The following is a 23,825-nucleotide window of genomic DNA, read 5'->3' on the forward strand; positions in this document are numbered from 1 at the left end:
CTCTCGGCGGGGCGGGGTGACCCGCCCCGCCCCCTTCCGACGAGAACGGAATCGACATGTCTGTCACCGTGCGCGGCCTGACGAAGCGGTACGGGGCGACCCTCGCCCTCGACGACGTCACGCTCGACATCCCGGCGGGGCGCATCCACGCGCTGCTCGGCCACAACGGAGCCGGGAAGTCCACCCTCATCGCGTGCCTGGGCGGCGGCGTCGCGCCGACCGAGGGCACCATCGACATCGACGGCGCCGCCCACGACGCCCTCACCCCGCGGACCTCCATCGCTGCGGGCGTCGCCGTCATCTACCAGCACCTGAGCCTGCTGGAGAACATGACGGTCGCCGAGAACCTCTTCATCGGTCAGGAGCTCACGGCCGTCGGTCTCATCCGCCGCGGCGAGCAGCGCCGGCTCGCGCGCGCGGCTCTCGACGCCGTCGGCGCGACCGGCATCGACCCCGACGCGAAGGTGTCGACCCTGCCGATCGGCCAGCGGCAACTCGTCGAGATCGCGAAGGTCGTGCGGCGCGATGCGCGGCTGATCGTCTTCGATGAGCCGACCGCCGCTCTGTCGCGGGCGGAGGCCGCGCGCCTCGGTAACCTCGTGCGCGACCTCGCCGGCCGAGGGATCGCGATCCTGTACGTCACGCATCTGCTCGGCGAGGTGCTCGCGCTCGCGGATGCCGCGACCGTGATGCGCAACGGGCGCACCGTGTGGTCGGCGGAGGGTTCCGCCATCACGCGCGACGCGCTGGTCGCGGCGATCAGCGACGGTCACGGCGCGACGAACGAGCGTCCCGTGCCCGCGCGCCGCGGCGAGACGCCCGTGCTGGAGGTCAGGGGTCTCGTGGCACCCGGGCTCACGCCGATCGACCTCTCCGTCGCGCCCGGCGAGATCGTCGCCTGCTACGGCCTGGTCGGCTCCGGGCGCACCCGCTTCCTCAGCACGGTGTACGGGCGCATCTCGCGCACCGGCGGCGCGCTCCTGATCGACGGGACGCCGCGCGAGACTCGCTCACCCGCGCAGGGGCTGCGTGCCGGGATCGCCCTCGTGCCGGCCGATCGGGCGCGGGAGGGACTGTTCGCCGCGCTCCCCGCCCAGGACAACACCGTCATCGACGCGATGCGCCGCCTCGGGTCGTGGGGGCTGCGGTCGCTGCGCGCCGAACGGGGGGTGTTCGACCGCATCGCCGATGGTCTCGCCCTGCGCCCGCGTGCGGCCGACCTGCCCGCCGGTCGCTTCAGCGGTGGCAACCAGCAGAAGATCCTGCTCGCCCGCTGGGTCAACGACGCCGCCCGCACGCGGGTGATCCTGCTCGACGACCCGACCCAGGGCGTCGACGTGGGTGCCCGCAAAGACATCTACGACGCGATCAAGACTCTCGCCGCCGAGCAGGGGATGGGTGTGATCGTCGCCACGAACGAGCCCGAAGAGGTCGTCGACCTCGCGCACCGCTGCCTCATCTTCGCGAAGGGGGCGGTGATCGACGAGATCGATGGCGCCCACGCCACCGCGGACGGTCTGCTGTCGGCCGTCCATTCCGCTCCCGCCGCCGCGGAGGCCACGACCGGACCGGTCGCCCACCCCGCTCCTGCCGATCTCACCGAAGGACCCCGCCCGTGATCGAGAACCGTTTCCTGCGCGCCGCTGTCGAGGGCGTCGTGCGCACCCCGCTGCTCATCGTGCTCATCGTCCTCGTGATCGGTGTGCAGATCGCGACGGACTCTTTCTTCGGGTGGCAGAACATCCGCGGCATCCTGCAGGACAGCGCCGTCATCGCGATCGTCGCCATCCCCGTGGCGATGCTGCTCATCGCGGGGTACATCGACCTCTCGGTGGGCTCGAGTCTCGCGCTCGGCGGGGTGGTGGCATCCCTGGTCATGGACAAGGGCGCCGGACAACCGGCTGTGGCCGTCGTGCTCGCGATCCTCTCGGGGGCGGTGGTGGGGCTCGTGAACGCCGTGATCATCACGGTGCTCGGGTTGAACTCGTTCATCACCACCCTGGGCACGCTGACGGCGGTGCGCGGGGTGGCGCAGCTCATCAGCCCGACGCCGCGGAACAACTTCGGCGACCAGTTCGGCCTGCTCGGCGTCGGAACGATCGCGGGCGTGCCGCTGTCGGTGTGGATCGCGGCGCTGCTGCTGATCGCCGCCGGGATCTTCCTGTCACTGACGCCCACCGGTCGCCACGTCTACGCCGTCGGCGTCAACCGGCAGGCGGCGTACCTCTCCGGTGTCCCGGTCCGGCGCCTCCCGTTCGCGCTCTTCGTGCTGTCGGGGGCGATGTCGGGATTCGCCGGCACGATCGTCGCGGCCCGCCTCAACAGCGCCCCGGCCGGGCAGCTCGGCGCCGGGTTCGAGCTCGTCGTCCTGACCGCCGTCCTGCTCGGGGGCGTCGCGCTCACCGGCGGCGAGGGAACGATCTTCGGCGTCGTGGTGGGCGTGCTTTTCTACGGCGCGCTGAACAACTCGCTCGTGCTGCTGGGCGTCACGACGTTCTGGCAGGCGGTGGCCAGCGGCCTCGCCCTCGTCGCGGCGATCGGCCTGAGCGCTCTGACCCACGTGCTCCGGGTGCGGCTCGCCACCGCCCGAGCGCGGAAGCTGGTGGCGCTGGCCGCCTGACCGGTCCTCGCGAAGCCGCGCTCCCAGGGGGCGCGGCTTTCGCGTGTCCGGAGTCCTTTCCGGCGGTTTCGCGCCGCCGTCGTGCACCGGGGTTCGGTGCGGCGCATCGAATTCGGATGGATGCCGGGGTGGCATCCGATTCTGCGAGGTGCATTCCATTCTGTTGCGCTTCCGCCGTGCGTCGCCGACGCGATGCTCGTGAGGCTTCCTCCGCTGGTCGTGCGCCGTGGAACCGGTGCGGCGTATCGGATTCGGATGGATGCCGGGGTGGCATCCGGTTCTGTTGAACGCGCCCGATTCCGTTCGCCCCCCCGACCGCCCCCCGGCACGCGAAAGAGCCGCGCCCCCGAGGGGACGCGGCTCTCGAGCGGTGGCGCCTCAGCGCTCCAACGGACGCGCCGGGTCGTACTCGACCGGGTGCACGGTGTTCGACAGCAGTCGCCCGTGCGCGCCGAAGGTGAAGTGCGTGGCCCCGGAGCCCGACTCGTCGGTGCCGAACAGCACGCCGTGCGCGCGCAGCGCCTTCTGGTCGCGGTGGTCGGCGATCGTCACCGAGCCGCACGGGATGACCTTCTCGCGCCAGGAGAAGACGTAGATGCCGGGGCGCACGCGCCACACCGTGTTCTCGTCGGTGTCTGCGAGGCCCTGCTCGGGGCCCGCGAGGCAGTGCCATGAGTACCAGTGCGGCGAGAGGTACACGTGCTCGTACGCGTGCACGGTCGAGTACACCCACAGCACGCGACGGCCGATCAGCTCGTCGGTGGGCGCCGGGGCGTCCCCGCGCACCTCGAGCTCGGCGATGGTGGACGGCGCGAAGCTCATCTGCACCGCGGTGCGCCCGGGCGCCGCCGTCCCCAGAGTGCTGACCACCGTCAGCGCGTGCCCGCTGCGCAGGTCGAGGATGAGGGTCACGGCCACGTCCGGGTGAGCCCCGGGCGTGTACTGCGCGTAGTACAGCTCGTCGTCGACCTCGATCACCTCGACGTCGTCGCGTCCGGCCTCGGACGTCGCGGTCCACTCCACGGCATCCGTCTCGAAGCGGTACGCCGTTCGCGCGCCCTCGTCGTCCACGGTGGTGAACGTGCGCCCCGCGAGGGCGTCGGTCAGCTCGGCCTTGGCCGCGTCGAAGCCGGGAGCGAGCCCGTCGAGCGGCAGCCAGGTTCGGGTGTCGGAAAGGTTCAGGGTGTCGGTCGTCATTGCGATCTCTTTCTCTGGAGGGCAGGGGGGAGGGGGAGGGATGCCGTGGCCCCCGCCCGGTCGGGCGCGTGCGGCCGACGGGGACGGACGTGCGGGGTGCGGCATCCGGGGTCAGAGGCCGGGGACCGGGTCTTTGCCCTTCTCGGCCGTGACCACGTTGAAGGCCTCGAGGTCGTCGGACAGCCCGGCGTAGACGGCGGGCTTGCGTCGACGCAGGAACGCGGCGTAGCCGATGCCGCCGATCACGGCGGCGACCAGCAGCAGCGGCATCAGGCGGATCGCGGGTTCGTCGGAACCGGCGACGATGTCGAAGTTGACGACGGCCAGCACCACGATGATCGACAGCGCGACGAAGCCGATGCCCGGTGCGATCACGGTGCTCCACCACCGACGGTCGCCGCGGCGGCGGAAGAAGACCACGATCGACAGGGCCGCGAGCGCCTGCAGCACGATCACCGAGAGCGTGCCGAACCCGAGCATCGCGGGGACGAGGTTGAGAATCGGGTCGAGGCCGGCCAGGGCGAAGAGTCCCGCGACGATCGCCGCGAACGCGGCCTGCACGATGCCGGCGAGCTGCGGAGCGCCCGTCGCACGGGTGCGGGCGAGGGCGAAGGGCAGCACGCGGGCGCGCCCGAGGGCGTAGAGGTACCGCGTGGCGGAGTTGTGGAATGCCAGCATCGCCGCGAACAGGCTCACCAGCAGCAGGACCTGCATGACGACGGTGAGCTGGGGGCCGAGGTAGGTGGCCGCCAGGCTGAAGATGAGGTCACCCGTGGCGAGGTGATCTTGAGCGGTGCCCTGCGCCTGGGCGACGCCGGTCGCACTGACGACGGCCCACGTGGTGACGCCGAGGATGACGCCGATCGCGACGATCGCGGTGTAGGTCGCCCGGGGGATGGTCTTCAGCGGATTCCGCGCCTCTTCGCCGAACAGGGCGGTGGCCTCGAAGCCCAGGAACCCGGTCGCCGCCAGCAGCAGGCCGATGGGCAGGGAGCCCGAGAAGACGGCCTCGGGGGAGAAGGCGCCGAGGTCGTACCCCGTCTGCACGAGCACCGAGATGTCGAACACGACGAGCATCAGCACCTCGAGCACGAGGGCGACACCGAGCACCTTCGACGAGAAGTCGACGCCCGTGCGCGCCATGAGGAAGCACACGACGATCGACAGCAGTCCCCACACGTACCAGTGAAGGTCGAAGCCGGTGAGCCCGGCGATGATCGACTGCATGAAGAAGCCGCTCGTGCCGATGGTGCCCACGACGAAGAAGTTGTAGCCGACGGTGGCGATCAGGCCGGCGATGAGTCCGCCCGTGCGACCCAGACCCTTGACCACGAAGGCGTAGAAGCCGCCCGCGTTCACCAGCTGCTTCGACATCTGCGCGTAGCCGACCGCGAACAGCAACAGGATCACCGCGATGATCAGGAACGACGCGGGCGTGCCGCCGCCGTTGCCGAGCGCGATCGCGATCGACGCGACGACGACGATGCCCGTCAGCGGTGCCACGGCGGCGAGGACGAGGAAGACGATGCCGGCGACCCCCAGGGCACCGCGCTGCAACGCGGTGGAGGAGCCGGCGGTGGTCGAGTCGGTCATGGCGTGTCCTTCGGTTCGGGTTCCGAGCGGGCAGCGGTGCCCGTTGCAGCGATCTTGCTCCGCTCACCTGCTTCGGACTTGACCGCCGGTGAGGGGGCCTGTTGCGTCCGCGCAGGGACGGATGCCGCCCGCCGGTGACGCGAACAGGATGGCGGCATGGACCTTCACCTCACCGCGCGCAGAGCGCTCGTCACCGGCGCCGCCGGGGGAATCGGCCGTGCCTGCGTGCAGGCGCTCGCCGCCGAGGGAGCGCTGACCGGAGCCATCGACCTCGACCCGCGGGTGCGGGAGATCGGGGACCACGGCGTCGTCGCGGACCTCACGGATGCCGACGCCGCCGCCGCCGCGGTGGACGCGTGCGCGCAGGAGCTCGACGGACTGGACGCGCTGGTGCTCGCAGCCGGCATCTCCGGTCCGGTCGGCACCCCGCTCGGACAGACCGCGCCGGCGGACTGGGAGCGCGTCTTCGCCGTCAATGTGACGGGCGCCTTCCTCACCCTGCGCGCGGCACTGCCGTGGCTGCGCCGGTCGGACGCCCCCGCCGTCGTGATCGTGGCGAGTGACTCGGCGCTCGTCGCCACTCCCGGCATGGTGCCGTACGGCGCCTCGAAGGCCGCCCTGCTGCACCTGGCGCGTGCCGCGGCCGTGGAGCTCGCCCCCGAGGGAATTCGCGTCAACGCTGTATGCCCCTCGATCGTCGACACCCCGATGAGCCGCGGGGATCTCGGGATGCCGAGCGGCTTCGCAGCTGCGGAGTACCCGGTGCAGACGGCGGCCGAGGTGGCCGATCAGATCGTGCTGTTGGCCTCCGCCCGCCTGCGGCCGGTGTCGGCGGCGACATGGGTGTCGGATTTCGGCATGAGCGCGCGGTCGGGATTCCCGGCGTGAGCGGAGAAGGAGGAACGATGCACGACGAACTGCGGGGACAGGTAGCGCTCGTCACGGGCGGCGGCACGGGGATCGGCGAGGCGGTCGCACGACGACTCGCGCGTGAGGGTGCGCACGTCGTCGTGACGGGTCGACGGATCGAGCCCCTCGAGCGAGTCGCGGCGGACATCGGGGGAACCGCGATCGCCGCGGATGCCGCCCGCGCCGCCGACGTCGCGGCGCTGGTCGCGCGCATCCTCGACGAGCGAGGGCGGCTCGACGTCGTCGTCGCCAACGCCGGCGGGCACGGCTTCGCCACCGTCGCCGACACCGACGACGACGCCTGGGAGGCGGCGCTGCGCGCCAACGTCACCACGGCGTTCGTCATCGTCCGCGCCGCCCTTCCGGCCCTGATCGCGGCCCGAGGGCGAGTCGTGGTGATGTCATCGATCGCGGGCCTCGCCGCCGGGCCCTCGGTCGCCGGGTACACCGTGGGCAAGCACGCGCTGATCGGGCTCACCCGCTCCCTCGCGCGCGACTACGGCAGGCAGGGAGTCCGGGTCAACACGGTCTGCCCGGGCTGGGTCGCCACGCCCATGGCGGATGAGGAGATGGATGCCTTCGCCCGAGCTGCCGGCCTCGAGGGTCGCGCGGCGGCCTACGCCGCGGTGACCACCGACGTGCCGCTCGGGCGTCCGGCGCAGCCCGACGAGATCGCCGGGGTCGTGCGCTTCCTCGCGTCCCCGGACTCGTCGTACATCACCGGCGCGACGATCGTCGCCGACGGCGGGGCGCACATCGTCGACGTTCCCACGATCGCTTTCGATCACGCGGGGATGTGATCGCGCGGGCGGTATCAACACTCGCCGGTCGACCGTGTCACTTCTGGTCGACCGGATCTTCCGTAGCCGACCATTCCTGGGACATGCCCCGCAGAAGTGCGACAGGGGGGCGACATGCCCCCTCAGAGGGGAGACGTGGTGCCCTCAGCGCCCACCGCGGCACTCGCTGGGTGAGAACCCGAACGCCGACTTGAACGTGCGGCTGAAGTGCGCGGCATCCGGGAATCCCCAGCGCGCGCCGATCGCCGAGACCGACTGATCGGCGAGCAGCGGATCGGTCAGATCGCGTCGGCAGCGTTCGAGGCGGCGGGAGCGGATGAGCGCGGCCACTGTCGTGCCCTGGCCCTGGAACAGCGTGTGCAGGTGCCGCGTCGAGATGTAGTGCGCAGCGGCGATCGTCCCCGGCCCCAGGGCGGGGGAGGCGAGGTGGGTGTCGATGTGCTCCTCGACGCGGCGGCGGAGGGCGGCGTGCGGATCGGTCGCCGCGACGTCGCTGCCGAGCTCGTGCGCGTAGACCGTCGTGAGCAGGTCGAGAGCGGTGTGCACCAGCCGCGATCCAGACGGGCTGGCGACCTGATCGAGGTGGGTCCCGAGCTGCGCGAGGAAGGGGGCGACGACCCCGCCCAGCCCGCCGTCCCCCGGCACGCGCACGGCGGTCAGCTGCGCGAGGGCCGACGACGGCAGGGGAAGGGCGCTGGGTGCGAACATCGTCACGATCGTGCGGAAGTCGCCGCTGAAGCACAGCGAGTATGGCCGCGAGGTGTCGTAGACGGCGAAGTCTCCCGGGCGCAGGAGCGCTTCGCGGCCGTCCTGGATCAGCAGGCCGGTTCCGGCGAGCATGAGGCTCATCTTCACGGCGGGGCCGTCGGCGCGCGCGATCAGGTCGGGTGTGCGCTCGACCACGTGGGGGGAAGCGGCGACCGTACTCACGTGGATGCCATCGGCCGACGCCGCGCGGATCGTGCCGCGGAAGCGGTCGGGGTCGGGTGCGGTGACGTGCAGCGGCACGAAACTGTCGTCGACCGCGGCGCGGAACGCGGTCAGGTCGGCGGCGTGGATGGCGGTGACGCCCGATCGGGCGGGAATGGTGACGATCGACATGGGGAGACCTCCTCGTTTCCCTCGACATTCGGCTCCCGCATCATTTTTATCCGACGCTTGTAGAACCAAAGTTTCCCGAATATTACCCCGATGTATCGGATGCCGCGAGAGCCCCGTTCAGCGGAGCATGTCGACGAGCGCGTCGACGGTCGCGCGCATGCGCTCCTCGCGCGCGGTCTCGGGAAGCAGCACCCCGTTGGCTTGCATGCCGTTCACCGCGTGCAGGATGGCGTCGCTCACGGCCTCCACGTCGAGGCCGTCGCGCACTTCCCCGCGCTCCTGCGCCTCGACCACCATGGCCGCGAACGCCTCCTGCCACCGCCGCATCAGCCCGCGGAACATCTCGGCCAGGGCCGAGTCGGCGGCGGCGTACTCGAGGAAGGCGATGACGATCCGTGCCTCGAGGGCGCGCTCCTCGTCGATCGGGGCCGCCTCGAGGAGGAACGCCCGCAATGCCGCGAGCCCCGTGCCGCCCGTCCGTGCGCGAGCCTGCTCGAAGCGTGCGGTCGTGGCGTCGAAGACGTGCGCGAACGCGGCGGTGATGATCGCGCTCTTGTCGGGGAAGTAGTGCGTGACGCTGCCGTTGGCGAGTCCCAGCTCGCGGGCGAGCTCCCGCATGGTCGTGGCCTCGATGCCGCGCTCGGCGATCAGACGCCACGTGGCCAGCACGATCTCGTGGCGTCGGGCTTCGTGGTCCACGCGTCGGGGCACGCTCGTCCGTCCTCTCGCTCGACCGTCCCGACCCTACCGGGCCGTGACACGCGCTCCGCGATGCGCGCACCCGCCGTGGCATCCGGTCCGGGAGCGGAGTCCGGATGCCACGGGGCAGCCGCGGGCGACGGTCAGTGCGCGCAGTGGCAGGCGCCGCCGCCGCAGCATCCGTCGTCGCCGGCGGAATGGGCCTGCGACGACTCCGGCAGGTCGAGCGTGGGATTGCGGTCGAGGAAGCCGTACGGCTTGAGCCAGAACCCGGCGTAGTCGACCGGCATGATGGGCCAGTCCTCGGGTCGCGGAACATGGGTCAGCCCGAACGTGTGCCAGAGAACGAGGTCGGCGCCGTCGATCGAGCGGTCGTCGGCGGTGTACGCGGGGAGTCCGGCTCCTCCCGCGTGCGCGTTGGGGTAGCGGCCCGCGGGCCAGCGCTCGTCGGGGTCGTAGGCGGTGCCCCACAGGTGCTTCGTCGCGAAGGTCGCGCGGGCGGCGACGGTGGAGGCCGGGTCGGCCATCAGCAGGGCCGTGGGTTCGGGGATCAGGTGGTACGCGGTGGGCTTGCCGATGTAGTTCGCGCGGCTCGTCGATTGCACCTCCCACACGCGGGCGACGGAGGTATCCGCCTCGCGCTGCGCCTCCCGCTCGGTGCGCAGCGGGGTGTGCGACCACGTGAAGGCGTTGCCGAAGGGGTTGTCCTCGCCCATGGGGATGCGCACGGCATCCACCTCGAAAAGGCGGTTCTCGTCGCCGTCGATCGCCATGTCGAGGCGCGCCGAGAAGAGGTGCTGGTGCACGGGGGCGAAGACTCCGGGGGCGATCTCGGGCGCGTGCCGGTTGACCGATCCGGGCTCGCCGCCGCCGACGAAGACGATGCCGGTGGCTTTGGCCTCGACCTGGATCGAGCCGTCGAGGTAGAAGTACCAGAAGAAGCCGTAGTCGTAGTTGCCGATGGTGGCGAAGTACGACACGACCAGCCGGCGCGAGCGTCGCACGTGCGAGCCGACAGGCCCGGGTTCGGTGTGCTTCCACAGCACGCCGTAGTCCTCTTCGTGCATGCACACCGCATTCGGGATGCGCACCGCGTGTCCGTGATCGTCGGCGACGTGCCCGTCGAAGTAGTGGATGACGCCGAGGCAGTCGCATCCGAGTTCGAGGTGGTTCGCGTTCTTGCCGAGCAGGTACTCGCCGGCGTCGAAGTAGCTGATCCAGAACCGGGTGTTGCTCGTGTCGCCGTAGGGCACGACCATCTCGGGCACGCTCGCCCGCGAGAGCACGGGGCGATCGTCGAATCGGACGTCGTGCAGCACGAGCCCCTCGCGGGCGTTGAAGTCGATGCGCAGTGTCCAGTTCTCCCATGTCACGTGAGAGCCCGCGACGTGGAAGCTCGGTCCTTCAGGCTGGATGATCTCGATCGGCTTCAGCGTCGTGCGCGCGGGGCCGATGGCCTCGGGGTCGTACCGCCCGCTACCGGCCGGAACGGGGACGTCGCCCTCGTCCTCGATCCCGATCACGCGGTTCGCGGTGAGGTCGATGTGCACGATGAGCCCCTCGACGGGATGCGCCCACGCGATGTCGTCCTCGCTGTCGCGGAGGAAGGTGAGAGAGCGGATGACGCGGCGCCCGACCTCGTTCTCGCGCCCGATGAAGCCGGGGGCGAGCGGCGTGCAGAACGCGAGGTCGATGCGGTCGGTGAGGCCCCGTCGCTCCATCGCGGCGCGCCACTCGGGGGAGGCCTTGACCAGCTCGGCGGCCCGCTCGTACTCCTCGAACAGATACTGCGGCTGGCCGTACGGCGGGGCGTCGGCGGGGTACCGGCGAGAGTCGCGCACCTCACCTGCGGTGATCGACACGATCGCCTCGGTCACCTCGCCGGTCACTGAGTCGAGCAGGGTGACATCGGCGCGGCGGTCGATCGGGTCTCCCGGATGCCACGCGGCCACGGCCCTCTTATCGGGTTCGGCGGGCAGCAGCATGGGCACCCGCGCGGTTTCGCCCAGCAGTCCCGCGGCGACGAGGATGTCGCGCGTACGCTCGATCTCCTCCGCGGTGAGGGGGTCGAGCGGGTGGACCGTGCTGGCGCCGGCGGGCTGCGGGGGAGCGTCCTCGGCCGCGCGCTCGAGGTCGGGGTTCTCCATCGCCTGGTCGGGGACAGCGTGTACGTGATCGTGCATGGTGGACCTCCGGCATCCACTCTCGCCCGGCGCGTGCGTCCGGGCGTTGTCTGCGCGCGCACACCGCGTGTCCGTGCGTGCACCGCGACCCCGGCCGTCTGGTGACGCCGCGCCCTCGCCGGCGATGTCGGACGTGGCCTGCGAGCTTCGCGGAAAAGGGCCGCGCCCCTCTGCGGCGACTCGTGCGGGCTACAACGCCCCGCGGATCGCCTCGGCCGCGGCCCCCAACCGCGCCGCGATCGCCGCATCGTCGAGGGCGGTCGCCACGTGCACCGCGGCCACCGCGGCGGGCTCGCGACCCCGCACCGACAACGGGACCGCGACCGCGCGGAGCGAGGGGACGACTTCGTCGTGGCTCGTCGCCCACCCGCGATCGGCGGCGTCGGCGATTTCGGCGGCGAGTCGCGCGTCGACGGCGTCGGGCCACCGGCGCGGCGGCAGCTGCGCGAGGATGGCCCGCCCCGGAGCGCCCCGCGTGACCGGATGCCGCGCCCCCGGCCGCTGCGCCACCGTCGTCGTCGCGTGCCGCGGCTCGACGCTCGTGAGCGTCACGCACTCGTCGTGGTCCAGCACGACGAGGAAGCACGTCATCCCGAGGTCGTTCGCGGCCGCGGTGAGCTCGGGCAGCGCCTCTGCCTGCAGGTCGGCGGCGACACCCGCGGCCAGCGCGGCGAGGCCCGTCCCCAGGCGCACCGCGCCCGCGGCATCCCGACTGATCAGACCGTGGTCCTCGAGGGTGCGCAGCAGCCGGTACGTCACCGAGCGGTGCAGATCGACGCGGGCCGCGAGGTCGTCGATCGAGAGCGGCGTGCGCGCGTCGGCGAGCTCTTCGAGCAGGCGGATGCCGCGGCTCAGCGTCTGCGAGGCCGGAGCGGCGTCTTGCCGTGGCGGCATGTGTCGGTTAGCCTCTCGTTCGATAGCTGAACGGCACGTTCGAATATAGAACAGCACCGACGGCGCCGCAACCCGACATCGACGTCAGGAGAAACGATGCAGTTCCACCACCACGGCTACGTCTCGGGCGATCCGCGCGTGCAGAACGCCGCGGGCACCGGCGTCGACCGGCCCGCCGGCCTGCCCGACGAGGTCGACGTCCTCATCGTCGGATCGGGCCCCGCCGGAATGCTGCTCGCGGCGCAGATGTCGCAGTTCCCCCAGCTCACCACGCGTCTGATCGAGAAGCGCGACGGGCGTCTCGCCCTCGGACAGGCCGACGGCATCCAACCCCGCAGCGTCGAGACCTTCCAGGCCTTCGGGTTCGCCGACCGCATCACCGCCGAGGCGTACAACATCGGCTGGATGAACTTCTGGGCACCCGACCCCGAGAATCCCGACCGCATCGTCCGGACGACCCGCACCGAGGACTACGGCCTCAAGATCAGCGAGTTCCCGCACCTCATCGTCAACCAGGCGCGGGTGCTCGACTACTTCGCCGAGGCGGCGGCGCACGGTCCCGGGCGCATCGTGCCCGACTACGGGGTGCAGTTCCTCGGGCTCGAGGTGCACGACGACGACGTCGAGGTGCGCGTGGCGGATGCCACGGGCGAGCGCCTCATCCGCGCGCGGTACGTCGTGGGGTGCGACGGTGCCCGCAGCGGCGTGCGCCAGGCGATCGGCCGCACGCACGTCGGGGCGGCCGCTCGCCACGCCTGGGGTGTGATGGACGTGCTGGTGGAGACGGACTTCCCGGACTGGCGCATCAAGTGCGCGATCAACGCGGCGGCGGGCAACATCCTGCACATCCCGCGCGAGGGCGGGTACCTCAGCCGCATGTACATCGACCTCGGCGAGGTCGCGGCCGACGACGATCACCGCGTGCGGCAGACCCCGATCGAGGAGGTGATCCGACGGGCGAACGAGATCCTGCACCCCTACACGATCGATGTGAAGCAGGTCGCGTGGCACAGTGTGTACGAGGTGGGTCACCGGGTGACCGACCGGTTCGTGGACGACCTCGACGCCCCGCGCGTGTTCCTCGCCGGCGACGCTTGTCACACGCACAGCGCCAAGGCCGGTCAGGGGATGAACGTCTCGATGCAGGACGGCTTCAACCTCGGCTGGAAGCTCGGCCACGTGCTCACGGGCCTCTCATCCGCGGATCTGCTGCGCACCTACGACGAGGAGCGTCGACCGGTGGCCCAGCAGCTCATCGACTTCGACCGGGAGTGGTCCTCGCTCATGGCGCGCAAGCCGGGCGAGATCACCGACCCCGATGAACTCGCCACCTACTACCTGGCCACCGCGGAGTTCCCGTCCGGCTTCATGACGCAGTACGCCCCCTCCGCGATCGTTGCAGACGCGCCCGCCCAGGATCTGGCATCCGGATTCCCCGTCGGCAAGCGCTTCAAGAGCGTCGAGGTCGTGCGGGTGTGCGACGGCAACGCCGTGCACCTCGGTCATCACGCCCGGGCGGACGGGCGGTGGCGGATCTACGCCTTCGCGGATGCCGACGGCTCGGCGCTGGGGGAGTGGGCCGCCGCCGCGAGGTCCATCGTCGAGCGCTTCACCCCCGACGGCGCCGACCTCGACGCGGTGTTCGACGCGAAGGCGATCTTCCCCGGACGCTGGGAAGACGTCGTCGACGTGCCCGCGCTCTTCCGCCCGCGCTCGGGACCCCTGGGGCTCACGGACCTCGAGAAGGTGTTCGCCGCTGCGCCGTCGGCCTGGACGAGCGCCGACATCTTCGCCGAGCGCGGCATCGCCGCCGAGGGGGCCGTGGTCGTCGTGCGTCCCGACCAGTACGTGGCGCACGTGCTGCCGCTCGGCGACCCCGCCGGCCTCGAGCGCTTCCTCGCCGGGGTGATGGCGGTGCCCGCGGTCGCCCCGGCGAGCTGAGCGTCCGGTGCCCCCCCCCCCCGCCCCGCGAGTCGTCGCGGAACCCCGCGATAAACGCCGATCGTCGCGAGAAACGCTGCCTTGCCCCGTTTCCGGCGAGAAAGAGGGTTTATCGGCGGTGGCGTGGCGCCCCACCGGTCACGCCCGCGTCGGCCGCGGTGCCCGTTCCCCGTGGACTCCGCCCCGACCGCCCGGCATCACCCCGACCGGACACGCCGACGTCCGCCCCGCGGCCACCGCCCCGTCCGCGGCGGCGGTCGGGCTGTCCGGTTTGTACACGACGTATATCGGCCCCGCTTCGCGGGCTGAGCAGAATGGCGGGGAACCCCGCACACCGATCCAGGAGGATTCATGACCGATTCGCGCGAGAGCGAACTGCTGGCATCCGTACCCACCGGCCTGTTGATCAACGGGGAGTGGCGCTCCGCCGAGGCGGGCAAGACCGTCGCCGTGAACGACCCCGCCACCGGTGACGTCCTACTCGAGATCGCGGACGCGTCGATCGACGACGGCGTCGCGGCGATGGATGCCGCGGCGGACGCCTTCCCGTCATGGTCGACGACCCCGTCGCGCGAGCGCGCCGAGATCCTCCGCCGCGCCTTCGACCTGCTGCAGGAGCGCAAGGAAGACGTCGCTCTGCTCATGACCCTCGAGATGGGCAAGCCGCTCGCCGAGGCGCGCGGCGAGGTCGGCTACGGCGGGGAGTTCCTCCGCTGGTTCAGCGAGGTCACCGCTCACACCCAGGGCCGCTACGGCGCCAACCCCGAGGGCACCGGTCGCATGATCGTCTCGCAGCACGCCGTCGGGCCCTGCTACCTCATCACCCCGTGGAACTTCCCCCTCGCCATGGCCACCCGCAAGATCGCCCCCGCGCTCGCCGCCGGCTGCACGGTCGTCATCAAGCCCGCCACCCTCACGCCTCTGACGACGCTGTTCTTCGCGCAGATCCTGCAGGATGCCGGACTCCCCGCCGGTGTCGTCAACGTCGTCACCACCACGAACACCGGCCCCGTGTCGGAGCGCATCATCTCCGACCCGCGTCTGCGCAAGCTCTCGTTCACCGGCTCCACGCCGGTCGGCGTGAAGCTGCTGCAGCAGGCCGCCCCGGGCGTGCTGCGCACCTCGATGGAGCTCGGCGGCAACGCGCCGTTCGTCGTGTTCGACGACGCCGACCTCGACAAGGCGGTCGAGGGCGCGATGCTCGCGAAGTTCCGCAACATCGGACAGGCCTGCACCGCCGCCAACCGATTCATCGTGCAGCGCAGCGTCGTCGAGGAGTTCACTCGCCGTGCCACCGAGCGCGTGCGGGGCATGAAGATCGGCCGCGGCACCGAGGACGGCGTCCAGATCGGACCCCTCATCGACGACCGCGCCGTCGACAAGGCCAAGACCCTGGTGGGGGATGCCGTCGAGCGCGGCGCGACGGTCACCACGGGCGGATCGCCCATCGACGGCCCCGGCACGTTCTTCGAGCCCACCGTCGTGGCGGGTGTGCAGCCCGGCAGCGACATCCTCCGCGAGGAGATCTTCGGACCCGTGCTCGCGATCATCCCCTTCGACGACGAGGACGACGCCGTGCGCCTCGCCAACGACACCGAGTACGGCCTCGTCTCGTACGTCTTCACCGAGTCGCTCGCGCGCGGCCAGCGCATGATCGACAAGCTCGAGACCGGGATGATGGGCCTCAACGTCGGCGTCGTCTCCAATGCCGCCGCCCCCTTCGGCGGCTGGAAGCAGTCGGGCCTCGGCCGCGAGGGCGGCGACGAGGGCATCCACGAGTACCTGCAGACCAAGTACACGCTGACGGCGAACCCCTACGCCTGACCGCGGGGCAGCACACACCGGATGCCACGCCCCCGGCGCCCCGCGCGGGCCCGGGGTCGTGGCATCCGTCGTTCCGCCGTCTCGTGCGAGTCGCCGGATCTTGTCGCTCCCGGGCCGTGCGAAGCGACAGGATATGGCGACTCACGCGAGGAGGACGTCAGCCGTCCGCGTGCCGATCCAGGAACGCGAACACCTCGGCGTCGTCGACGCCGGGGAACATGCCGCGCGGCAGCGGCGAGAACATGTGCCGGTGCACGCGCGCGCTCGGCCAGGCCTTGCCCTGCCAGCGCTCCGCGGCCTCGGTGTCGGGGCGGCGGCAGCACGACTCGTCGGGGCAGTGCGAAATGCCGCGCTTGGTGGTCTCGCGTCCGCGGAACCACCGGGCGTCGTCGAAGGGGACGCCGACCGTGATCGAGAAGTCGCCATCGCTCGTCGTCCCCGTCTGGGTCGAGCACCAGAAGGTCCCGGCGGGGGTGTCGGTGTACTGGTAGTGCTCGGTGGTGCGGTTGTGCTCCGCGAAGGCGGATCGCGCCGAGAACTTCTTGCACACGACCTGTCCCTCGACGCTGCCCGTGACGTCGGTGGGCAACGGGAGCCCGTCGTTCTCGTACACCCGCGAGATCGCCCCGTCGCCGTCGACGCGCAGGAAGTGCAGATGGATGCCGAGGTGCGTCGTCATGAGGTTGGTCATGCGCATCGCGGCGGCCTCGTGGGTGACGCCGAACGCGTCGCGGAAGTCTTCGACGGCGAGGTTGCGGTCCTTCTTCGCCTGCGCGAGGAACGCCACGGAGCTGGTCTCGGGCATGAGGCAGCACGCCGCGTAGTAGTTGATCTCGAGCCGCTGCTGCAGGAAGTCGGCGTAGTCGGTCGGCGGGCGGTGTCCGAGCAGGCGGTGCGCCATCGCCTGCAGCGCCATCGACCGCAGGCCATGGCCGCCGGGGATGGATGCCGGGGGCAGGTAGATGCGGCCGTGCTCGAGGTCGGTGACCGAGCGCGCCGAGTGCGGCAGGTCGGCGACGTAGATGAGCTCGAAGCCCAACTGCTCGGCCATGATGCTCACGGTGCGGTGGGTGAGGGCGCCGGTCGAGTGGCCCGCGGCCTTGAGCTGCTTCTCGGCGAGCCGCTCGATCTCGGGCAGGTGGTTCGCCGTCTCACGCATGCGCAGGCGCAGTTCGGTGTTGGCGCGACGGGCCTCTTCGGGGCTCGCGATGGTCGCGCGCTCGCGCCTCTGCAGTTCGCGGTGCAGTCCGAGCACCGCCTCGATGGTCTCGTCGCTGGTGCCCTTGGTGACTTTGACGGGCGGGATGCCGAGCTGGCGGAAGAACGGGCTCGTCTGCGCCCGTTCGAGTTCGATCTCCAGCGCCGCGCGCCGGTTCGGGGGTTCGCGGGAGAGGAGCTCGGTGACCTCGGTCTCGGTCGCCCGCGCGATCTCCTGCAGCAGCGAGAGTTTGGGCTCGCGCTTGCCGTTCTCGATCAGGCTCAGCTGACTCCCCGCCACGCCGACCAGCGCGCCGAGCTCGTCGAGGGTGTACCCGCGCGCGAGCCGGTGATGCCGGATGCGATGACCGAGCGTGGTGAGTTCGAAGGACGAGGCCATTCCTTGACCATATCGAAAGAAGCGCAATTCTTACACCGGATTTGCTCCGAAAGACGCGGCACAAGACGCGCATCATGGGGGAAGAACATCGAATTCGCTCTCAACCGAGGAGAACGACATGGCACTCGCCGACATCTTCGCTTCCCGCTCCACCGGCCGCGCCGCCGCGGTCGCCGCCGCCCCCGCCTGCGCCGGATACGGCGTGAAGCCGGCCGTCGAGGGTCCCGGCCTCGCCGCCCTCACCGCGTGGGTCGACCAGGTCGCGGCCCTCACCACGCCCGACCGCATCCACTGGGTCGACGGCTCCGCCGCCGAGAACGACGCGCTTCTGCGCGAGATGGTCGACGAGGGCAAGCTCATCAAGCTGAACCCCGAATGGCGACCCGGTTCGTACCTCGCCCGCTCGCACCCCGGCGACGTGGCCCGTCTCGAGTCGCGCACCTACATCGCCTCCGAGCGCGAGGAGGATGCCGGTCCCACCAACAACTGGATCGCCCCGGCCGAGATCCGCTCGACGCTGAACGGCGTCTTCGAGGGCTCGATGCGCGGACGCACGATGTACGTCGTCCCCTTCTCGATGGGCGCGGTCGGCGGCCCCCTCAGCCACATCGGCGTGCAGATCACCGACAGCGCCTACGCCGTGGCATCCATCGGCGTGATGACCCGCGTCGGCACGGCCGTCACGCAGCAGATCGCGCAGGGCGCGCCGTGGGTGAAGACCGTGCACTCGGTCGGCGCACCTCTGGCCCCCGGGCAGGACGATGTGGCGTGGCCCTGCAACGACGAGAAGTACATCGTGCACTTCCCCGACACGCTTGAGGTCTGGTCGTTCGGTTCGGGCTACGGCGGGAACGCGATCCTCGCGAAGAAGTGCTTCGCGCTGCGCATCGCGTCGGTCATCGGTCGCGACGAGGGCTGGCTCGCCGAGCACATGCTGCTCATTCGCGTGATCGACCCGAAGGGCAAGGCGTACCACGTCGCTGCCGCGTTCCCTTCGGCGTGCGGCAAGACCAACCTGGCGATGCTGCGGCCGACGATCCCGGGCTGGCGCGTCGAGACGCTCGGCGACGACATCACCTGGATCCGCCCCGGTGAGGACGGGCGCCTCTGGGCGATCAACCCCGAGGCTGGCTTCTTCGGCGTCGCTCCCGGCACCGGCGAGTCGACCAACGTCACCGCGATCGAGACGCTGTGGGGCAACACGATCTTCACGAACGTGGCGCTGCGTCCCGACGGCGACGTGTGGTGGGAGGGACTGACCGACGAGGCGCCCCCGCACCTCATCGACTGGGAGGGCAAGCCTTGGACGCCCGCGTCGGGCCGCCCCGCCGCGCACCCCAACTCGCGCTTCACCGTCGGTGCGGCGCAGTGCCCCCAGATCGCCGAGGACTGGGAGACGCCCGACGGTGTGCCGCTCGACGTCATCCTCTTCGGCGGTCGCCGCGCGACCAATGTGCCCCTCGTGCTCGAGGCCACCGACTGGTCGCACGGCGTCTTCCTCGGCTCGACCGTGTCGAGCGAGAAGACGGCGGCGCAGGAGGGCACCGTCGGCGAGCTGCGCCGCGACCCGTTCGCGATGCTTCCGTTCTGCGGCTACAACATGGGCGACTACTTCGCTCACTGGCTCAAGGTCGGTGAGAAGCTGCGCTTCGACCGCGCACCGCGCATCTTCCAGGTCAATTGGTTCCGCAAGGGCGACGACGGCCGCTTCCTCTGGCCCGGCTTCGGTGACAACGCCCGCGTGATCGACTGGATCATCCGCCGCGTCGACGGACAGGTGGATGCCGTGGACAGCCCGATCGGACGCCTGCCGCGCACCGAAGACCTCGATCTGTCGGGCCTCGACCTGCCCGCCGCCGACCTCGAGGAGCTGTTCGCGATCGACCGCGACTCGTGGCTGGCCGAGGCCGAACTGACCGAGGAGTTCTACGACACCTTCGGCTCGCACCTCCCGGCCGCACTGCGCGCCGAGCTCGCCTCGCTGCGCTACCGCCTGCAGCGCTCCTGAGACCGGCTCGCCCCCGCGCCGTGTCGCGCAGAGGGGCGAGCCTTCGAATCGACGCCCCTCCCGTTCTTGGCGCGCGGGAGGGGCGTCGGTGCGTCTCCGGCAAGCAACGCGGGTCCGCCGCGGCGCGCGGCCGCTGCGCCGGACCCAATTCCCACCGAGAAACGCCCGCTGCGCTGAGAAACGCGTTCGGAAGGCGTTTCTCGGGGCACCGGGCGTTTATCGACGGCTCACGAGCGACGCGTCGGGTTGCTCGGCACGGGGGAGCGCCCGGCCCGTCGCAGCAGCTCACACCAGCAGCTGGTGCTTCGCCAGGTCGCGGTACAGGGGAGTGGATGCGACGAGCTCGCTGTGCGTGCCCTGGCCGACGACGCGACCGTCCTCGAGCACGACGATGAGGTCGCTGTCGACGACCGTCGACAGGCGGTGCGCGATGACGAGCAGCGTGCGCCCGGTCGCGACGGCGTCGATCGCCTCGCGCATGCGCTGTTCGTTGACGCCGTCGAGCGACGACGTCGACTCGTCGAGCAGCAGCACCGGGGGAGCCGCGAGCAGCGCGCGAGCGATCGCGAGGCGCTGCCGTTCGCCACCCGAGAGCATCACGCCGTCCTCACCGACGGGCGCGTCGACGCCGAGCGGGCTGCGTTCGAGCACGTCGCCGAGGTTGACCGCGCGCAGCACACGTTCGCAGTCGGCGTCGGATGCGTCGGGCGAGGCGAGACGCAGGTTGTCGGCGATCGTTCCGGCCAGCGTCGGGGCGTCCTGCTCGACGTAGCCGAAGCGCGCGCGCAGGTCGTCGCGCGGCAGGTCTCGGGCGTCGACGCCGTCGACGAGGATCACCCCGCCCGTGGGGTCGTAGAAGCGCTCGACGAGCGACAGGATGGTGCTCTTGCCGGCGCCCGACGGGCCGACGAGAGCGACGCGCGCGCCGCGCGGCACGGTGAACGACACTCCTCGCAGCACTTCGTGGTCGGTCTCGGCTGACGGCCCCGAAGAGTCGAGGTGCGCGCCCGCGAGCACCGACCTCGCTTCGGCCGCCGCCGCTTCGCGTGCTTTGACGACGTGGTCGGGATAGCGGAACCGCACGTCGCGGAACGCGATCGCCGCGGCATCCGGGGCGGGCGTGGCCGAGGTCGGCCGATCGCCATCGTCTTCGAGGGGCAGGTCGAGTACTTCCTGGATGCGTCCGAGCGCGCCGAGCGCCTGACTCACCGACGTGATCGCACCGATGGTCGAGGCGAGCGGCTGCACGAGGAGGAACAGGAAGATGACGAACGTGACGAGCGAGGCGACGTCGATCGCCCCGGATGCCACCCGGTATCCGCCGACGCCGAGGACGACGAGCAGCGACACCTGCAGGGCCACGAACGCGACGGGCACGATCAGCGCCGAGACCCGGGCGATCCGCACGCCGGCGGCGTAGGCCGCGGTGGCGTTCTCGGTGACGGTGGCGATCTCGCGCTCGGTCGCCCCCGCGGCGCGGATGGTGCGGATGGACCCCACGGCGCGCTCGACGCCCGACGACAGCTCGCCGACCTTGGCCTGCTGATCGGCCGACGCGGATCGGATGCGGGTGCTGAGCAGCACGACCAGCGCCAGGGACGCCCCCACGACCACGATGATCAAACCCAGCAGGAGGGGGTCGATGAACGCCATGGCGATGACGGCACCGACGAGGATGAGCGCGTTGCCGACGGCATCCGCGAACCCCTGGGTCAGGACGGCGTACAACAGGGTCGTGTCGGTGCCCACGCGCGAGACGAGGTCGCCCGTGCGACGCGCGTCGAACTCGCTGACGGGCAGGCGCAGGATGCGGGCGATCAGTCGCCGGCGGGAGGAGTACACCACCGCCGTGCCGGTGCGCTGCAGGAGGTAGTGCTGGAAGCCCGAGATCACCGACGACAGCACGACGAAGGCGACCAGCAGCCAGACCAGGGCGCCGAGCGGAACGGCGTCCTGCACGCGCGTGATGACCTGCCCGACCAGCAGCGGCTGGGCGAGTGTCGCTCCGGCGCCGAGGATACTCAGCACCGCCACGACGACGAGCGTCCGCTTGTGCTCGAGCAGGAACGGCAGCAGCTGACGGAACGACGCGCGCGGACCCTCGGGCACGCGGCGACCGCGCCGACCGCGCGCGGGAACGGGAGAAGACATGCTCATCCTCGCAGGAAGGGATCGGGGTACTTCGACCGTACCTTCCGTGGCTATGCGCCTCGCCCCCGCGGAGCACCGCGGGGGAGAAACCGGAGGACAGCGCCCGTGGGGAGGAGGAGTGCTTGCCCCCGGAACGACGGATGCCACGAGGCCCAGGCCCCGTGGCATCCGTCGTTCCGCCGAGAACCGCCTTACGGCGCCGTCGCCCCGGCGGCGATGTTGTCGTCGTAGTCGACGTCTCTCGTCTCGGGCGAGAGCACGAGCGCGATGAGGGTCAGCACGCCCATCGCCGAGAGATAGACCCCGACGAGCCAGGGGTTGCCGTCTCCCGCGGCCCACAGCGCCACGGCGACGATCGGAGCGAGGGCCGCGCCGAGGATCGACGAGACGTTGTACGAGATCGCCGAACCCGTGTAGCGCGTGTTCGTCGGGAACAGCTCGGGCAGCACCGCGCCCATGGGCCCGAAGGTCGACCCCATCAGCAGGAACCCGATGATGAGGAACGCCTGCACGTAGACGTGCGTCAGCGTCGCGTCGGCCTGGGGCAGCAGGAAGAACGCGAAGGTCAGACCGAAGACGATGATCGCCGCGGTCACCACGATGAGCAGGCGCTTGCGCCCGAAGCGGTCGGCGAGCGGGCCCGACAGCATCGTGAAGACGCCGAAGAACACGACACCGATGATCTGCATGATCACGAAGTCGGTGTAGCCGAACCCGAGGCCCGGTACGTAGGCGGCTGCGTCGAAGGCGGTCCCGGCCTTCTCTGCGGCGGCGGCCGCGCCCTCGGCGGTCGGCTTCGTGCCGTACGAGAGGGTGAAGCTCGTCATGAGGTAGAAGAGCACGTAGGTCGCCAGCATGATGAACGTGCCGAGGATGAGCTGCTTCCAGTTGCGGCGGATGACCTCGCCGAGCGGGAACTTGCGGATCGCGCCGCTCTTCTCCGCCTTCGAGAACGACTCGCTCTCGACGAGCTTGAGGCGCACCCACAGGCCCACGATGACCATCACGGCCGAGAAGAGGAACGGCACGCGCCAGCCCCACGCGAGAAACTCGGCGGAGCGCTGCGCCGTGCCGTCGGGGTGCGGCAGCGCGAAGTTGATGATGAGGAAGATGCCGTTGGCGATGATGAACCCGATGGGGGCGCCGAGCTGGGGGAACGTGCCGAACAGGGCGCGCTTGCCCTTCGGGGCGTTCTCGGTGGCCACCAGGGCCGCGCCCGACCACTCGCCGCCGAGGGCGAAGCCCTGCGCGAGACGCATGATGAGCAGCAGGATCGCCGCCCACACGCCGATCTCGTTGAACGTCGGGAGCAGACCGATGAGGAAGGTCGCGACACCCATCGTCAGCAGGGATGCCACGAGGGTCGCCTTGCGGCCGAAGCGATCGCCGAAGTGACCGAACACGACGGCGCCGAGGGGGCGCGCGACCATTGCGGCGCCGAAGACGCTGAAGGACAGCAGGAGTGAGGTGGTCTCGTTGCCGGTCGGGAAGAAGAGGATCGGGAAGACGAGCACGGCCGCGGTCGCGTACGCGTAGAAGTCGTAGAACTCGATCGTGGTGCCGATGAGGCTCGCGGTGATGACGCGCGAGCGGGGATTCGCCGGGGCCGAAGCCGGACGGGTGGAGGGGGATGACGTGGTCATGACTGCCTGACGGGAAGATTCTTCGTTCGCGTCCGGGGTGGGGCGCAGCGGTGGCACGCAGCGGTCACGGGGGTGGTGGTGAGAGAGCGCGCGGGCGGGGGCACCGGCGACGTCCCCGAGTGAGGGGCGTCTAGACCCTCCAGTCTATGCGCGCGCTGAGCGTGGTCCGTCCCGCGCCGTGGCCCTCCGCGTCGACCGCCGGCCGACTGAGAACCGTCACCCCTTCGCGTCGGCTCCTCGCCGCAGCTCGCCGCCGCCCGCGTCTCGCCGCGCTTACCGCCAGATGACCGCGAGACCCGCGTTGAGCAGCGTCAGGATGCCGATCGGCCAGAAGATCGCGGGGGAGAGGGAGCCGGTGCGCTTCTGGCGCGCCGACCCGATTCCGAGCAGCGCACCGATCACGAGCAGCACGACGAGTTTGATGCCGATCTTGGCGTAGTTGAGGTCGTGGTCCAGGCCCCACGGCGCCGACAGGGCGAGGCCGGTCACGAGCGAGATCACGAGGGCGTAGTTCATCAGCGGCGTCACCCGCACGCGGCGCGCGACCGCCTCGACGACCCATGCGCCGAACAGCACGGCGAACCCGACGAGGTGGACGAGGACGACGACGTTCCGCAGGATCTCCATACCCGTCAGGTTAGGGATGCCACACCCCCGCCGCCAGC

General features: G+C 70.9%; 17 protein-coding genes. 7 read left to right on the top strand and 10 right to left on the bottom strand.

Annotation, left to right across the window (positions count from 1 at the left end; all coding sequences use genetic code 11):
- Positions 1–56 precede the first annotated feature (56 nt).
- Positions 57–1,619: a sugar ABC transporter ATP-binding protein gene (locus B0B15_RS06035; protein WP_076674103.1), complete on the top strand. Its 1,563-nt coding sequence runs from the start codon at positions 57–59 to the stop codon at positions 1,617–1,619.
- Entirely contained in the window at positions 1,616–2,620 is a 1,005-nt protein-coding gene (locus tag B0B15_RS06040) for an ABC transporter permease (RefSeq protein WP_083708886.1), read from the top strand. Before B0B15_RS06035 ends, B0B15_RS06040 begins: the two co-directional genes overlap by 4 nt.
- A 378-nt stretch (positions 2,621–2,998) precedes the next feature.
- Here the strand turns inward: B0B15_RS06040 and B0B15_RS06045 are convergent, their stop codons facing one another.
- Positions 2,999–3,817, bottom strand: coding sequence for a MoaF C-terminal domain-containing protein (locus B0B15_RS06045; RefSeq protein ID WP_076674105.1), 819 nt, complete (start codon positions 3,815–3,817; stop codon positions 2,999–3,001).
- A 111-nt stretch (positions 3,818–3,928) separates the two neighbouring features.
- Entirely contained in the window at positions 3,929–5,410 is a 1,482-nt protein-coding gene (locus tag B0B15_RS06050; RefSeq protein ID WP_076674107.1) for an APC family permease, read from the bottom strand.
- Between the two features lie 156 nt (positions 5,411–5,566).
- Between B0B15_RS06050 and B0B15_RS06055 the strand changes: the two genes are divergently transcribed.
- Both B0B15_RS06055 and B0B15_RS06060 read left to right on the top strand, forming a co-directional pair.
- The gene (locus tag B0B15_RS06055) at positions 5,567–6,298 is read left to right on the top strand and encodes an SDR family NAD(P)-dependent oxidoreductase (protein WP_076674109.1); all 732 of its coding nucleotides are present in this window, start codon (positions 5,567–5,569) and stop codon (positions 6,296–6,298) included.
- A gap of 17 nt (positions 6,299–6,315) precedes the next feature.
- Positions 6,316–7,119, top strand: coding sequence for an SDR family NAD(P)-dependent oxidoreductase (locus tag B0B15_RS06060; RefSeq protein ID WP_076674111.1), 804 nt, complete (start codon positions 6,316–6,318; stop codon positions 7,117–7,119).
- Positions 7,120–7,263: 144 nt separating this feature from the next.
- On the opposite strand, the gene B0B15_RS06065 is transcribed toward B0B15_RS06060, so the two are convergent.
- The 4 genes from B0B15_RS06065 to B0B15_RS06080 all read right to left on the bottom strand — a co-directional run bounded on the left by B0B15_RS06065 (position 7,264) and on the right by B0B15_RS06080 (position 11,996).
- Positions 7,264–8,220, bottom strand: a complete 957-nt coding sequence (locus tag B0B15_RS06065) for an AraC-like ligand-binding domain-containing protein (protein WP_076674113.1) — start codon at positions 8,218–8,220, stop codon at positions 7,264–7,266.
- 117 nt (positions 8,221–8,337) lie between these two features.
- Positions 8,338–8,931 (bottom strand): TetR/AcrR family transcriptional regulator, encoded by a 594-nt coding sequence (locus tag B0B15_RS06070; protein WP_076674115.1) that lies wholly within the window; start codon positions 8,929–8,931, stop codon positions 8,338–8,340.
- 131 nt (positions 8,932–9,062) lie between these two features.
- Positions 9,063–11,102, bottom strand: coding sequence for a primary-amine oxidase (locus B0B15_RS06075; protein WP_076674117.1), 2,040 nt, complete (start codon positions 11,100–11,102; stop codon positions 9,063–9,065).
- 189 nt (positions 11,103–11,291) lie between these two features.
- On the bottom strand, positions 11,292–11,996 hold the full coding sequence (locus tag B0B15_RS06080; RefSeq protein WP_076674119.1) for an IclR family transcriptional regulator: 705 nt from the start codon (positions 11,994–11,996) through the stop codon (positions 11,292–11,294).
- Between the two features lie 96 nt (positions 11,997–12,092).
- Between B0B15_RS06080 and B0B15_RS06085 the strand changes: the two genes are divergently transcribed.
- Both B0B15_RS06085 and B0B15_RS06090 read left to right on the top strand, forming a co-directional pair.
- Positions 12,093–13,937 (top strand): FAD-dependent monooxygenase, encoded by a 1,845-nt coding sequence (locus B0B15_RS06085; protein ID WP_076674121.1) that lies wholly within the window; start codon positions 12,093–12,095, stop codon positions 13,935–13,937.
- Between the two features lie 351 nt (positions 13,938–14,288).
- Positions 14,289–15,761, top strand: a complete 1,473-nt coding sequence (locus B0B15_RS06090) for an NAD-dependent succinate-semialdehyde dehydrogenase (RefSeq protein WP_076674123.1) — start codon at positions 14,289–14,291, stop codon at positions 15,759–15,761.
- A 157-nt stretch (positions 15,762–15,918) separates the two neighbouring features.
- On the opposite strand, the gene B0B15_RS06095 is transcribed toward B0B15_RS06090, so the two are convergent.
- Positions 15,919–17,358 (bottom strand): helix-turn-helix transcriptional regulator, encoded by a 1,440-nt coding sequence (locus B0B15_RS06095; protein ID WP_076674125.1) that lies wholly within the window; start codon positions 17,356–17,358, stop codon positions 15,919–15,921.
- 118 nt (positions 17,359–17,476) lie between these two features.
- On the opposite strand from B0B15_RS06095, the gene B0B15_RS06100 reads away from it, so the two are divergent.
- Positions 17,477–19,366: a phosphoenolpyruvate carboxykinase (GTP) gene (locus B0B15_RS06100; RefSeq protein ID WP_076674127.1), complete on the top strand. Its 1,890-nt coding sequence runs from the start codon at positions 17,477–17,479 to the stop codon at positions 19,364–19,366.
- A gap of 285 nt (positions 19,367–19,651) precedes the next feature.
- On the opposite strand, the gene B0B15_RS06105 is transcribed toward B0B15_RS06100, so the two are convergent.
- The 3 genes from B0B15_RS06105 to B0B15_RS06115 form a co-directional block, all read right to left on the bottom strand.
- Positions 19,652–21,517 (bottom strand): ABC transporter ATP-binding protein, encoded by a 1,866-nt coding sequence (locus B0B15_RS06105; RefSeq protein WP_083708887.1) that lies wholly within the window; start codon positions 21,515–21,517, stop codon positions 19,652–19,654.
- Between the two features lie 191 nt (positions 21,518–21,708).
- Entirely contained in the window at positions 21,709–23,160 is a 1,452-nt protein-coding gene (locus B0B15_RS06110; protein ID WP_076674131.1) for an MFS transporter, read from the bottom strand.
- 273 nt (positions 23,161–23,433) lie between these two features.
- A complete protein-coding gene (locus tag B0B15_RS06115; RefSeq protein ID WP_076674134.1) occupies positions 23,434–23,787 on the bottom strand; it encodes a Fe-S protein in 354 nt (117 codons plus the stop codon).
- Positions 23,788–23,825: the final 38 nt, after the last annotated feature.

The organism is Microbacterium sp. RU1D (assembly GCF_900156435.1).
Classification (GTDB): Bacteria; Actinomycetota; Actinomycetes; order Actinomycetales; family Microbacteriaceae; genus Microbacterium.

Bases quoted from the DNA above. Each gene is read 5' to 3' on its own strand.
- B0B15_RS06035 (WP_076674103.1), top strand. From the start codon at position 57: ATGTCTGTCACCGTGCGCGGCCTGACGAAGCGGTACGGGGCGACCCTC.
- B0B15_RS06045 (WP_076674105.1), bottom strand. From the start codon at position 3,817: ATGACGACCGACACCCTGAACCTTTCCGACACCCGAACCTGGCTGCCG.
- B0B15_RS06050 (WP_076674107.1), bottom strand. From the start codon at position 5,410: ATGACCGACTCGACCACCGCCGGCTCCTCCACCGCGTTGCAGCGCGGT.
- B0B15_RS06055 (WP_076674109.1), top strand. From the start codon at position 5,567: ATGGACCTTCACCTCACCGCGCGCAGAGCGCTCGTCACCGGCGCCGCC.
- B0B15_RS06060 (WP_076674111.1), top strand. From the start codon at position 6,316: ATGCACGACGAACTGCGGGGACAGGTAGCGCTCGTCACGGGCGGCGGC.
- B0B15_RS06065 (WP_076674113.1), bottom strand. From the start codon at position 8,220: ATGTCGATCGTCACCATTCCCGCCCGATCGGGCGTCACCGCCATCCAC.
- B0B15_RS06075 (WP_076674117.1), bottom strand. From the start codon at position 11,102: ATGCACGATCACGTACACGCTGTCCCCGACCAGGCGATGGAGAACCCC.
- B0B15_RS06080 (WP_076674119.1), bottom strand. From the start codon at position 11,996: ATGCCGCCACGGCAAGACGCCGCTCCGGCCTCGCAGACGCTGAGCCGC.
- B0B15_RS06085 (WP_076674121.1), top strand. From the start codon at position 12,093: ATGCAGTTCCACCACCACGGCTACGTCTCGGGCGATCCGCGCGTGCAG.
- B0B15_RS06090 (WP_076674123.1), top strand. From the start codon at position 14,289: ATGACCGATTCGCGCGAGAGCGAACTGCTGGCATCCGTACCCACCGGC.
- B0B15_RS06095 (WP_076674125.1), bottom strand. From the start codon at position 17,358: ATGGCCTCGTCCTTCGAACTCACCACGCTCGGTCATCGCATCCGGCAT.
- B0B15_RS06100 (WP_076674127.1), top strand. From the start codon at position 17,477: ATGGCACTCGCCGACATCTTCGCTTCCCGCTCCACCGGCCGCGCCGCC.
- B0B15_RS06105 (WP_083708887.1), bottom strand. From the start codon at position 21,517: ATGTCTTCTCCCGTTCCCGCGCGCGGTCGGCGCGGTCGCCGCGTGCCC.
- B0B15_RS06110 (WP_076674131.1), bottom strand. From the start codon at position 23,160: ATGACCACGTCATCCCCCTCCACCCGTCCGGCTTCGGCCCCGGCGAAT.
- B0B15_RS06115 (WP_076674134.1), bottom strand. From the start codon at position 23,787: ATGGAGATCCTGCGGAACGTCGTCGTCCTCGTCCACCTCGTCGGGTTC.